Annotated in this window: 9 protein-coding genes and 1 pseudogene; 7 read left to right on the plus strand and 3 right to left on the minus strand. The window is 38.1% G+C overall.

Annotated features, from left to right (window positions below; translation table 11 throughout):
* Positions 1-53: 53 nt before the first annotated feature.
* Both AC1VS3_RS01260 and AC1VS3_RS01265 read left to right on the plus strand, forming a co-directional pair.
* Positions 54-1178 (plus strand): annotated as a pseudogene (locus tag AC1VS3_RS01260) (ABC-F family ATP-binding cassette domain-containing protein); the annotation flags it as partial.
* Positions 1179-1248: 70 nt separating this feature from the next.
* Positions 1249-2115 carry a DUF4299 family protein gene (locus AC1VS3_RS01265; RefSeq protein WP_008688339.1) on the plus strand — a complete coding sequence of 289 codons (867 nt, stop codon included), beginning with the start codon at positions 1249-1251 and terminating at the stop codon, positions 2113-2115.
* 170 nt (positions 2116-2285) lie between these two features.
* Here the strand turns inward: AC1VS3_RS01265 and plsY are convergent, their stop codons facing one another.
* On the minus strand, positions 2286-2897 hold the full coding sequence (plsY, locus tag AC1VS3_RS01270; protein WP_008688340.1) for a glycerol-3-phosphate 1-O-acyltransferase PlsY: 612 nt from the start codon (positions 2895-2897) through the stop codon (positions 2286-2288).
* A 215-nt stretch (positions 2898-3112) separates the two neighbouring features.
* Here plsY and parE point away from each other — a divergent pair, with 215 nt between their 5' ends.
* From parE to AC1VS3_RS01295, 5 genes are all read left to right on the plus strand, one after another.
* On the plus strand, positions 3113-5047 hold the full coding sequence (gene parE, locus AC1VS3_RS01275; protein ID WP_119957458.1) for a DNA topoisomerase IV subunit B: 1935 nt from the start codon (positions 3113-3115) through the stop codon (positions 5045-5047).
* Positions 5044-7539, plus strand: a complete 2496-nt coding sequence (parC, locus tag AC1VS3_RS01280) for a DNA topoisomerase IV subunit A (RefSeq protein ID WP_008688342.1) — start codon at positions 5044-5046, stop codon at positions 7537-7539. Before parE ends, parC begins: the two co-directional genes overlap by 4 nt.
* Before the next feature lie 273 nt (positions 7540-7812).
* Complete coding sequence (locus AC1VS3_RS01285; protein ID WP_008688343.1) at positions 7813-9612, plus strand: MutS-related protein; 1800 nt, start codon at positions 7813-7815, stop codon at positions 9610-9612.
* Positions 9609-11777, plus strand: a complete 2169-nt coding sequence (locus AC1VS3_RS01290) for a DNA topoisomerase III (protein ID WP_008688344.1) — start codon at positions 9609-9611, stop codon at positions 11775-11777. Before AC1VS3_RS01285 ends, AC1VS3_RS01290 begins: the two co-directional genes overlap by 4 nt.
* Before the next feature lie 21 nt (positions 11778-11798).
* Positions 11799-12167: a DUF2500 domain-containing protein gene (locus AC1VS3_RS01295; RefSeq protein ID WP_008688346.1), complete on the plus strand. Its 369-nt coding sequence runs from the start codon at positions 11799-11801 to the stop codon at positions 12165-12167.
* Positions 12168-12293: 126 nt separating this feature from the next.
* Here the strand turns inward: AC1VS3_RS01295 and AC1VS3_RS01300 are convergent, their stop codons facing one another.
* Positions 12294-12818, minus strand: coding sequence for an NUDIX hydrolase (locus AC1VS3_RS01300; RefSeq protein ID WP_008688349.1), 525 nt, complete (start codon positions 12816-12818; stop codon positions 12294-12296).
* A gap of 146 nt (positions 12819-12964) precedes the next feature.
* Positions 12965-13801, minus strand: a complete 837-nt coding sequence (locus AC1VS3_RS01305) for a GGDEF domain-containing protein (RefSeq protein WP_008688351.1) — start codon at positions 13799-13801, stop codon at positions 12965-12967.
* Between the last annotated feature and the right edge of the window lie 76 nt (positions 13802-13877).

Below are 13877 nucleotides of genomic sequence, written 5' to 3' on the forward strand. Positions count from 1 at the left end.
CAGAGAACAGAAAAGGATAGCATGTATGAACTGTCCGCAAAAAATGACCGACTGAGGTTGCTCAAGGTCTGGGGTTAATGGATATCGGCTTAGAAAAAGATGTATCCATGTTATCTGGTGGTCAACGTTCTAAAGTCTTATTATGCAAATTATTGCTAGAAAATCCGATGATTCTAATTTTAGATGAACCAACCAATTATTTGGATGAAAATCACATACAATGGTTAACCAATTTTCTTTGCAATTATGAAAATGCCTTTATTTTAGTTTCTCATGATATACCATTCTTGAATCAGGTTGTCAATATTATCTATCATGTCGAAAATTGCGTTTTAACACGATATGTGGGGGATTATGACTATTTCCTTGAACAACATGCCTTAAAAAAACGGCAATTAGAAGCTGCTTATCGCAAGCAGCAAAAAGAAATTGAAGATCTTGAAGATTTCATTGCACGCAATAAAGCCAGGGTAGCAACTAGAAATATGGCACATTCGCGCCAGAAGAAATTAGATAAGATGGATATTATCACAAAGCCAAAAGAAAAGGTAAAACCGGTATTTGGTTTTCAACCATCACGTACCACTGGACGAATCGTTTTTGAAACAAATGCGTTGGTTATCGGTTATGGGGAACCATTATGTCGTCCATTGCATCTAAATTTTGAACGTAATAAAAAAATCGCAATCAAGGGAGTCAATGGATTAGGCAAAACGACATTGTTAAAAACTTTATTAGGGTTACTACCGCCTGTATCAGGGAATGTAGAAGTAGATCCATTTGCGGAAATTGGCTTTTTTGAGCAGGAAGAAGTCGCTACAGGTATCAGTGCATTGGACTATTTTTGGCAAGAATATCCGGCATATACAAATGGAGAAGTACGTGCTGCTTTAGCTAAATGTGGTTTAACGACAGATCATATCGAATCTGGTATGTGTGTGTTGAGCGGTGGTGAACAAGCAAAGGTACGTCTGTGTATATTGATGAATCGTCCTTGTAATGTTTTGGTACTTGATGAGCCGACCAATCATTTGGATGTTGATGCAAAGGAAGAATTAAAACGTGCGTTAAAGGAATATCATCAAAGTGTTTTATTAGTTTCTCATGATCCAGATTTTTACGAAGATCTGGTAGATGAAGTTTGGAATTTGGAAGATTGGACAACGAAAATATTATAGATCATGGAAGTGACTTATTTGATGATGCAGCTTTAGATGGAAGCATGAAAATATATGAAAGAGGGATAACATGAGTGTTGATGTATGTTTGAAACAAAAAGGATTTTTCAAAAAGGCAATTTCATTATCAGATATCACGAATGGACAGTTTGCTTATGGTACTTCGGAAAGTTGGATATTAGTTCCTGATAAAATATCAAATGATATGATCTTATATGATCCAAAGCATATTGCCAGAGGTATTTCTCTTGTTTGGGATGAAAAGGATAGCGCTTGCCTAAGATTAAGTCTGTTGTTACCTACTGTGCGCGAAGAAGTGGATATGTTTTATGATATCATTGCGCGTATTGCAAAGCTTTGGAAATTAAAAAAATATGAGCAGGATGGTGTTGAACAGAAAATTAGTGATCTTGCTGATATGAGAGAAAATATTAAGATTTTTTCCAATGAGTGCCTGCGTGATTTTTTAGCTAAGCATACGGATGGCTGTTTCTTTAGCGCCTTACATCCAATATATTATGATGAACAAGATTTGGAAGAGATGCAAATCAATTTTGCTGCTTTTCTGCATCATCGCCAAAGCAGAGATTTATATTATGCTAGACCACATATTTATCAGAAAACAGATGGCGGCTATTTGGGTGTTTATACATTAACAAACGACGTAGATTCCATTCTTCCTTTAGAACCGATTGTTCCCTTTCATATGCGTGATGCAGAAACCAATGAGGAATTAGAAGTACATGAATGGTATTTATCCATGTATCATTATGAAGAAGAACGTTTTATGGGACAGCTTCCTTATGAAACAGCTGTTAAAGTACTTCAATTAGAAGAACAGGAACGCTATGATGCCAAGACGAGAGTGTTGTATGGCAAATCAGCTGAAGAAATGCAATCCCTTATTGATGCCTATGGTATTGCTATGAAAAGATAGTTACATTTAAAAAGTGGTATTTGAGAAGTTTGTACAAATATCACTTTTTTTGACTTAAAAGTTTCGGAATGCTCAACATCATTTTCTTGTACTATCTCATGGGAAAAAGTAAAAGGTATGAGGTTTTATGAGAAAGTTATTAAAAAAACGAAACCGTGAAAAGGCTCGTTTTACAACCATGATATCTTATTTTCTGTTCCGTCGGCTATTTTTTTAATATTAGAGCGATGACGATAAATCACCAAAATCGTCAATAACCAGCTGGCAATGATAATTTCAATACTACTATCAAATTGCCTATATGTAATGTAAAGACTACTGATAAGTGCAGCCATCATGCTAGACAACGATACCATTTTACTTAGATATAAAACAACAAGGAAAAAGAGAAAAGGAATGATGACATACCAAGCACTTTGAAAGGTAAAGATAGAAGTGCTTAATAAAAAGCCAAACATGGTTGCCACTGCCTTGCCACCACGAAATCCTGCAAAAATAGGATAACAATGTCCAAATGCAGCAGCAAAACCGGCCCAAATACTAGCTTCGCGATCGAAGTATGATACAATGCCAACCGCAACGACAACTTTTAGGACATCGCAAGCAATGACAGAGATGCCTGCTTTTTTACCAAGTACACGTCCTGCATTGGTACCACCTAAATTCCCACTACCATAGTTTCTTACATCTGTTTTATAAAAGAGTTTCCCAATAATCAAAGCAAATGGCAGGGAACCAAGCAAATATCCTAATAAAATATATAAGATCCAATACATATTCATAATGTCACCTCAATAACTTTCTATATGCGTTTATTTTATCATCATTTACGTTATGAGAAAAGAAAAAGCCGAAAATTAAACGACACTTTTTAAAAAATTCGTATATAATTAGAATGTTGTTTAGTAAATACCATGAGTTTTGTTTGCGTTCAGTATGAGAATTTGATAAACTAAACAAGGTAAATTTAAGAAATAAGAGAGGAAGAGGTGATTGTATGGCAGAGAAGACATATGATGGAAGCAGCATACAGATTCTGGATGGACTTGATGCCGTACGGAAACGTCCCGGTATGTACATAGGCTCTACGGATGGTAGAGGCTTGCATCATTTGGTTTGGGAAATTGTCGATAACTCCATTGATGAAGCATTAAACGGCTTTGGAGAAACTATAAAGATAACGATTGAAAAAGATGGTGTGATCTGTGTGGAAGATGAAGGTCGCGGTATGCCGGTAGATATGCATGTGAGCGGAGTACCTACCTTACAGGTCATCCATACTGTCTTGCACGCCGGTGGTAAATTTAGCTCACAGGGTGGCTATAAGACAAGTGGTGGTTTACATGGTGTAGGTGCCAGTGTAGTAAATGCATTATGTTCTTGGATGGAAGTCAGTGTTTATCGTGATGGCAAGATCTATCAGATGCGTTTTGAAGATGGCGGCAAGAAAATCGGAAAGCTAGAAGTAATTGGGAAAACGAATAAAACTGGCAGTAAAACACGTTTTATGCCAGATAAGAAAATTTTCTCTACAACGCGTTTCTCTTTTTCACAGATTGCCGAACGTGCACAAGAAGATGCGTTCCTTTTAGAAGGTCTGCGTTTAGTGGTGAGAGATGAACGTGAAGGAAAAGAACGTGAAGAAGTCTATCATTATGAAGAAGGTCTAGTTGCTTTCATGGAATATTTACATGAAGATAAACAAACCTTCCATAAACCAGTTGCCTTTAGCGGAGAGGTGAATGGGATTAAGGTAGATTGTGCATTTCAATATACGGATGAATATCAGGAAAATATCTTTTCTTTTGTTAATATCGTGCGTACAAAGGATGGCGGTACTCATGAAACTGGAGCCCGTAATGCCTTTACAAAAGTATTCAACGATTATGCAAGAAGAAATGGCTTATTAAAAGAAAAAGAAAAGAATTTTGAAGGCAGCGATGTCCGTGAGGGATTAACGATTATTTTATCTTTAGGCATACCGGAAAATCTGCTGCAGTTTGAGGGACAGACCAAAGGTAAATTAGGAACACCAGAGGCAAAAAATGCGGTAGATTCCATTGTCAGTGAGAAATTAAACTTTTTCTTAGAAGAAAATAAAGAACTTGCGACAACCTTGATCAAAAAAATGCAGCGTGCCAGCACAGCACGTGAAGCTGCTCGTAAGGCACGTGAGGATGCTCGTAAGGGAAAATCCAAAGGGAAGAGTGAAAAGATCCTTTCCGGTAAATTGGCCAGCGCACAATCCAAGGATGCTCGCAAAAAGGAATTATACCTGGTCGAAGGTGATTCTGCCGGAGGCAGTGCGAAGCAGGGAAGAGATTCCAAATATCAGGCAATCTTACCTTTACGAGGTAAGGTATTAAATACAGAAAAAGCAAGTATTACCAATATTGAAAAGAATGAAGAGTTGAATACGATCATTCATGCCTTAGGTGCCGGTGTGGGGGCAAATTTCCATGCGGAAGATTCCAATTATCATAAAGTTATCATCATGACCGATGCCGATGATGATGGTGCACATATTCAGATTTTATTACTGACCTTCTTTTATCGTTATATGCGTGAATTGATTGAAAAAGGAATGGTATACATTGCCATGCCACCTTTATACAAATTACAAAAGGGAAAAGAAATGTGTTATGCATGGACAGATGAAGAATTAGATCAGCTGCGTAAGAACTTTCCCAAAGGCTATACATTACAGCGTTACAAAGGTCTTGGTGAGATGAATGCCGATCAGCTTTGGGATACGACCATGTGTCCGGAAACTAGAACCCTGATTCAGGTAAGCATTGAAGATGCGGTCGTGGCTGAAAAGCGCGTTTCCGTATTGATGGGAGATAAAGCAAATCTACGCCGTGACTGGATTGAGGAAAATGTTTCCTTTACCCTGGAAGATGATTACCAAGTGGAGGTGCATAACCGATGAAGAAAAAAACAGTAGAAGAAGCTGTTGATCATGCGAATGTTCTGACATCTCCTTTAGAAGAAATTATGGGGGATCGCTTTGGTCGCTATTCAAAATATATTATTCAGGAACGTGCTCTGCCAGATGCACGTGATGGCTTAAAACCTGTACAACGCAGGATTCTTTATGCTATGTTTGTGGACGGCAATACATGGGATAAGGCCTATCGAAAAAGTGCGAAGACCGTTGGTTTGGTTATTGGTAATTACCATCCTCATGGGGATTCTTCGGTATATGATGCGATGGTGCGCATGTCACAAGATTGGAAAATACGTACACCCCAGATTGATATGCAGGGGAACAATGGTTCTATTGATGATGACCCGGCAGCGGCTATGCGATATACCGAAGCGCGTTTAGGTAAGATCAGTGAATATCTGCTGCAAGATATTGATAAGGATACAGTTAGCTGGGCACCTAATTTTGATGATACAGCAATGGAACCTACCGTATTGCCTGCTCGCTATCCCAACCTTTTAGTAAATGGGATTACCGGTATCGCAGCCGGTTATGCGACCAATATTCCACCTCATAACTTAGGAGAGTGTATTGATGCCAGCATATATCGCATTCAGCATCCAGATTGCACATTGGATGATTTGATGGAATTTGTACAAGGCCCTGATTTTCCTACCGGAGGTATCGTGCAGGGATTAGATGGTATCAAAGATGCCTTTACGAGCGGTAAAGGACGTATCATGGTGCGCAGTAAGGTGTCGATAGAGCAAACAAAGACGGTACAACAGATTGTTGTGCATGAAATTCCTTATGAAGTTGTCAAAAGCAACATGGTAAAAAAGATTGATGACATTCGATTGAATAAAAAAATTGATGGTATCTTAGATGTCCGTGATGAAAGTGATCGTAATGGATTACGAGTCGTCATTGATTTGAAAAAGGATGCCGATGCCCAGCTTATTTTGAATTATTTATATAAGAATACCGATCTTCAGGTATCGTATAACTATAATGTGATTGCCATAAAGGATAAACGTCCGGTTCAAATGGGCTTGGCAGCGATGCTAGATGCTTTTATTGCCCATCGCCGTGAAGTTATTTTACGGCGCAGTGCCTTTGATCTGGATAAAAAAGAAAAACGCTGTCATATCTTAGAGGGCTTAATCAAAGCAGTATCTATTTTAGATGAAATTATCGCCTTGATTCGCTCTAGTAAAGATAAAGCAGATTCCAAAGTAAAGATCATTGAAGCATTTGGTTTTAGTGAACCACAAGCGGAAGCAATTGTCACAATGCGCCTTTATCGCTTATCAAATACCGATATCACGCAATTGCGTGAAGAATTTGCTAATTTGCAAGCGGAAATTAAAGAACTGCACGAAATTCTGGAAGATCCGAAAAAATTAAAGAAAGTGATGGTTGCGGAATTAAAAGAAGTGAAAAAAGCTTTCCCTACACCACGTTTAACAAAAATCGAACATGAAATCGAGGAAATCGTCATTGATAAGGTTGCCATGATTCCTCAAGAACAAGTCATGTTCACAATTTCTCGTGATGGTTATGTGAAACGCGTGTCGATGCGCAGTTATGGTGCAGCAAATGATGCAATGACGGGCATTAAGGAAGGCGATCATTTGATTGGTTATGGAGAAGTGAATACGTTAGATAACATCCTCTTCTTTACCTCAAAGGGTACATATGGATATGTGCCGGTCTATGAAGTTGATGATGCGAAATGGAAAGAAATTGGTTCGCATATCAATTCAAAGATTAAAATAACATCGGATGAAAAAATAACAGATGCTTTCATTGTCAAAGATTTTAAAACAAATGCGTATATGCTTTCCATTACCCGCCATGGCTTGGTCAAGAAAACCGCAATTTGTGAATATGAGGTATCACGCAACAATAAAACCATGAGCAATATGAAGCTGTTGGAAGATGATGAAGTCGTACAGACATATGTAGCATATGAAGAAGATGAGATTTTGATTGCTTCCAAAAAAGGTTATATCACACGCTATCCAATCTCTTTGATACCGGCAACTTCACCACGTTCAAAGGGTGTAAAAGCGATGAATTTGGTTGAGGATGAAATTGCGAGTGCCCTGATTTATAACAATGATAATCGCCAGCTGGTTGTCTTTAGTGATAATTGTGCATGCAAACGTATGAAGCTGACAGATATCGATGTAACAGGGCGACCTACCAAAGGCAGTATGCTATGTAAAAAAGTAAAATCCAAACCATATCACATTGCTTATATCAGTCTACATGACTTAAATGATGAAATCGTGATTGCAAATAGTGAGATCCATAAGGTGGTTTCAAAAGACATTCCACTTATGGCAAAGGATGCAACGTTCTCTGCTATGTTAAAGGGAATTACGGATTTCTATTTGTTAAAAGAACTTCCTAAAGTAGAACTTCGTGAACTACCTAAACAGGAAGAAGTGGAAGAAGAAGATTTTGAAGCTTTATCACTGTTTGAATAAAGCATAAAAAAACGATTGGATATGTAAATACGAAGATTAGCAAAAATAGAACTCATAGGGATAACACCAGAGTTCTATTTTTTTGCGTGAAAATTACGATAGTGATAATGAAATAATGAATCTTAAAGAAACCTGTGATATCCAAAGATACATCGTATTTCTAATGATCCCTGCAATTCACAAAGAACTTTTAATTTTGCAGAATAGGCAATTCCATACCATCATCACAGGGTGAATATGGTATAATGATACCTATGAGAGAGGAGTTTTATCATGGACGCCGCATATATTCAAACAAAAATAAAACAATTAACAGAACAATTTACACGGATGCAACAGCAATCGCATCAATTTTCGATTATAAGATTGCTGGAAGTAGCATTGTTTGTATTCTGCTTTTATAAGGGGTATCAAAATACAGGATGGCTATGGTATGGAGGCTGCGGCCTTGTTTTATGTATGTTTTTTCTAACTGTTTATAAACATACGGAAATAAAAAGCACGATGGAAGATACGCAGCTGTTAAAGGAAGCATATGAAGATATCGTAAAACGGAAAGGGAATGATTGGAAAAACTTCTTGGATGAGGGCAGTGATTTTCTTACTGAAAAAACTACACAGGCATACGATTTAGATATCTTTGGCAAGGCTAGCTTATTTCAGTATCTTAGCGTTGCGAAAACCGAAGAAGGCAGAGCTGCTTTAGCTGCTGCATTCAGCTGGCAATTCGTTGCTAAAGAAACGATTTTAAAACGCCAAGAAGCGGTGAAGGAGTGCGTGCAACAGGAAGCATTCACAATGGAAATGGTTCAGTTGTTAAAGTTATTTGAAAAGCATGGGCGAAAACGAAAAAAACGCCTGTTAGATAAATTTTACGCGGATTTACAAAAAGCAAGCAAACCACAATCGCTCTTAGCTCATTTGTTATCTTATGGTTTGCCTTGTATCACTTTATTAGGATTGATCGGAATGGCTTTTTTAGGTAAAAGTTATCTACTGTTTAGTGTTGGTTTTACACTATCGTTATGTGTATCACTTTTGGCTACGCTATCGCATGGCGAACAACTGGCAACAGTTGGAAAGATGCAAGAGCTGATGAAGGATTATGAACGTATGATCAAAAGAATGCAGGAAACAAGCTTTCATAGTGCGTATCTTTTAGAATTGCAGCAACGTTTACAAGATGCCAAGCAAGGCATGAACCACCTGAATATCTTATTAGGGTTTGTCCAGGCACGTAATAATTTTATTATGAATATTTTATTGAACGGTTGTTTCTTGTTAGATTTTCACTGTGCCAGAGCTTATCACAACTGGCGGCAGAAATATGGCATTCATGTAGAAACATGGCTAAAAGCGATTGGTCAGATGGAAATGCTGGTATCCCTTGCGCAATTGTCTTATGCCAAAGATACGGTGACATTTCCTACACTGCTTGTACAAGAACAGCCATCCTTTACTATGGAGGGCATGCACCATCCGTTATTACAAGAGCAGGAAGCAGTCAAAAATAACTTTGCTGCGAAAGATGGTTCTTATGTAATTACGGGTAGTAATATGTCGGGAAAGACGACGTTTTTACGAACGATTGGGATGAACATGATCTTATTACATGCCGGGGCTATGGTATGTGCAAAAACTTGTAGCTCTGCTATCGTACATGTATATACAAGTATGCGAGTACAAGATGATGTCAGTGAAGGGATTTCGACCTTTTATGCAGAAATCTTGCGCATTAAGGAAATGATGGATGCCAGCAAGACAAAAGAGCCTATGCTGGTGTTAATTGATGAAATCTTTAAAGGCACCAATAGCGCAGATCGTATTCAGTGTGCCATTCAAGCGATCAAACGATTGCATCAGCCTTGGATCATCACCATGGTGTCTACACATGATTTCGAATTATGTGACTTAGAAAACAATAAGCAAATACAGGCAAAGAATTATCATTTCTCAGAGTATTATGAAAAGGATCGTATCTGTTTTGATTATACTTTGAAACAAGGACGCTGTCAGACAACAAATGCAAAGCAATTAATGAAGCTGGCAGGCTTTTGGGAGGATGAGCAATGAAAACACTGGTATTAGCAGAAAAACCATCGGTTGGTAAAGAATTGGGGCGTGTCTTAGGTTGTACGATGGCCAAAGATGGCTATATGGAAAATAAACAATATGTGGTCACCTGGGCCTTTGGGCATCTGGTGGAGTTAGCAGATCCTAGTGAATATGATAAACGTTATGAAACTTGGGATATGCAAGATCTGCCAATGTTACCGGAAAAGATGAAGCTTAAGGTTATTTCACAAACGGCTCGTCAATACCGATTGGTGAAGACATTGTTGCAACGTAAGGATGTGACACAGATCATCATTGCGACTGATGCGGGTAGAGAAGGCGAATTGGTTGCTCGTTGGATCTTAGATAAGGCCAATTGTCATAAGCCGATGCAACGTTTATGGATATCTTCGCAGACGGATAAAGCAATTAAAGAAGGTTTTGCCCATTTGCGTCCTGCAAAGGAATTTGAGCCCTTATATAAAAGTGCGGTATGTCGGGCAGAGGCTGATTGGCTGGTTGGGTTAAATGTTACCAGAGCATTGACCTGCAAATACAATGCACAGCTGTCTGCCGGACGTGTCCAGACACCAACACTAGCGATGATTGTTGCGCGTGAAGAAGAAATTCGCCACTTTCAGCCAAAGGAATTTGCGACTATCAAAGTAGAACTGGATGGCTTTGTTATGGAATATCGAAAGCAAGGGCAGGCGGCCTTATTTGATTTGGCATTGGCCGAGCAATTGCAGCATTCCTTAGCCCATGGGAACATCACCATTGATAAAGTAGAATGCAGCAGCAAGAAGGAATTGCCGCCACAGCTTTATGATCTGACGGAATTGCAACGTGATGCTAATAAACGTTTTGGTTTTAGTGCAAAATATACGTTAAATCTCATGCAAAGCTTATATGAAACGCATAAAGTATTAACCTATCCACGGAGTGATTCTCGTTATTTATCCGCAGATATCGTTCCTACATTAAAAGAGCGTTTGCAAGCGATTGCCATTGATGCCTATGAGCCATTTGCGCATATGATCTTAAAAAAGGGAATCAAGGTAAACAAGCGTATCGTGGATGATAGCAAGGTGAGTGATCATCATGCCATCATTCCAACAGAAGAATATGTTGAGCTGCAGCGTTTGAGTCATGATGAACGTTGTATCTATGATTTGGTTATTCGCCGCTTTTTAGCGGTTTTATCCGATGTGTGCCTATATGAAAAGACACGCATTGAAGGATCTTGCAATAAACATCATTTCTTTGCGAGCGGGAAGATCATGAAGCAGGCAGGCTGGCGCAGTTTATATCAGCGTAATGATGTTTTCGATGAGGAAGAGGAAGAAGAAATACAAAGTCTGCCAATCGTAAAACAAGGGCAGAACTATGCAATACGCCAAGTCATCAAACAGAAATCATTTACAAAGCCACCGCTTCGTTATACTGAAGCAAGTTTGCTGTCAGCAATGGAACATCCTGCAAAATTTATTCATAATGCAAAATGGAAACAAGTGTTAGAAGATGCCAATGGTATCGGTACGGTAGCTACTCGTGCGGATATCATCGAAAAGCTCTTTCATGTAAATTATATTGAAAAAAGAGGCAATACCATTTATCCTTTAAGCAAGGGTATCCAATTGATCAACCTTGTTCCAGAACAATTGCGTTCGCCTTTGTTAACGGCACAATGGGAGGATAAGCTGACAAAGATCAGTCAACAGCAGTTAAAACCACAGCAGTTCATGAAAGAGATGAGAAGCTATGCGGCAAGTTTGGTAGAAGCGGTGAAACAAAGCGAAGCCAGTTATCGCCACGATAATATGACACAGAAAAAGTGTCCGGAATGTGGCAATTATTTGTTGGAAGTAAATGGGAAGCGTGGAAAACGCTTGGTTTGCAGCAATCCTGCATGCAAGTATAAACAAAATCTTACCTTAAACAGCAATGCCCGTTGTCCTAACTGTCATAAGAAATTGACGGTAGTCGGAGAAAAAGAAAAACGCTTATATACGTGTACTTGTGGTTTCCGTGAGAAATTTGATCGTTTTAATGAACAGTTGAAACAAAAAAACAATAAAGCAGGGAAGCAGGAGCTGAAAGCGTATATGCGTAAACAGGAACAGGCAGTGAAACAAGAAAAAAGTGCGTTTCAATTAGCTTGGGAAGCGGCATTAAAAAAATAGATTGGATAGGAGGAATAGCATATGTTTGAAGTGGAAGATCCAGTATTTGATATCGTACCTGCCATCATCGGGATTATATTTGTTATTGTCATTGGTATTTTTGTGGTGGCAATTGTTCGTGGTATTGCACAATGGCAGCGTAATAATCACGCAGAACAAGAAACGCATCGTGCTTGTATTGTTACAAAACGCATAGATGTAGATCATTATGGCAATGGTGATAAAGTTTCATCAAGTACAACAACTTACTACGTCACTTTTGAATTAGAAAATGGTGAGCGTAGAGAATTTCGCGTTTCTGGTAAATTGTATGGACAACTTGCGGAAAAAGATCAAGGTGAATTACAATTTCAGGGTACGCGCTTCTTAAGTTTTCAGCGTAATGTTTGATGAAGGTGAGCGTAATCACTTACCTCTTTCAAATATCCAAAAAGAAGATTGCACAACTATGTTTATAATAGTATGCAATCTTCTTTTTTAGCTATAAGGATGCTTTTTTTTTGATACTTAGTATAGTTAGGAAAAATGTATAGCGGCAAATTGTACAGCAACAATGGTTTTTCCATCTTCAATCTCTCCGGTTTCAACCATATCCAAAGCTTCTTTTATTGGTATCCATAAAACTTCAATATCTTCATCTTCATCCATAGGTGCGGGATTTTCCACCTGTGTTAACTGATCTGTCCAATACAGATATATTTTTTCATTACAAAATCCAGGAGTAGAATACAAGGTACATAGTTGATGCAATAAAGGGCTAGTAAGCCCGCTTTCTTCTTCCAATTCCCGCAAGCCACAAGTATAAGGATCTTCACCTTTTTCTAATTTACCAGCAGGTACTTCTAAGGTGTGTTTACCAATTGCGTAACGATATTGTTTTACAAAAAGGATCTTATCCTCTTTGATGGCTAAAACACCAACACCACCATGATGATGGATGATGTCGCGTTCATAGACACATCCTTTTATTTCTACTTCATCTTTTGTAACGGTAAAGATAGTACCTTCATAAAGGGTTTTCGAAGATCGTTTTTTTTGCATGATTTTCTCCAATCTCTCACACGAATGTGAGTCTATTATAATATGTAAAAAGTTGCTTTCTTATCTTTTCTCAACTACATTATACCTTTTCTTCACAAAGAAACCCATTAGAAATAGCAAAAAAGGAAACCAAAGCATTTCCTTATTTAATCCACCTGGACACAATTTTTACTATGTTTCGCTTTATAAAGCTGAATATCGGCAGCCTCTATGGCATCCATTGCCTCTTGTATTGCGGATATTCCACCAATGCTAACCGATAACTTAATGCTAGGATAATCTTGTAGACGAATATTTTCTACTGCCTTGCGAATACTTTCTAACTTTTGAATGAATCCTGTTTTATTCATATGTTGAAACAAAATCAAAAATTCATCTCCACCATATCGTATCAAAGAGTCATCTTCTACTAATAGGGAGGATATGGTCGTCACAATATTGCATAGGGAATCATCACCGGCTTTATGCCCATACGTATCGTTAATATTTTTAAAATCATCAACATCCAGCATGGCTATGGAAAACTCTTTCGATAGCCCACTTAACTGTTCTTCATAATAGCGTCGATTGTATACACCAGTTAAAGGATCCGTATACAGTTTACGGTTATAACGATTAATGGTTTCCACAAATTCATTGTTTCCATACGCAGAGAACAAAGCCTCATCCGTTATAAGCGTAACCATTTCTAATACATAGGCTATCTTATCAATTTCCGTATACATAGCTATTACATGATACACTTCATTATCAATAAATTCAAATTTTGTCATACGTCCACGATGGATAAAAGCTTTCGCTGAAATGCAATTTTCACAGCGACGTTTCTTCTTCCAGACATTGTAACAATGGTATGGATGGCCTATAAATTGCCCATCTTCAGCAAAGGTATATTCCTGCATCATGCGCACATCGACAAAACGTACGATGTCAAATACTAAATTTAATTGAGTCACTAAAGCTCTTGCTTCATCCATTGTCATATAATCACCATTTTTATATACGATACATCATAAAGAAATTATGAGCATACCACTTTGTAATATTATAGCATTTTCT

Source organism: Longicatena sp., from assembly GCF_982403165.1.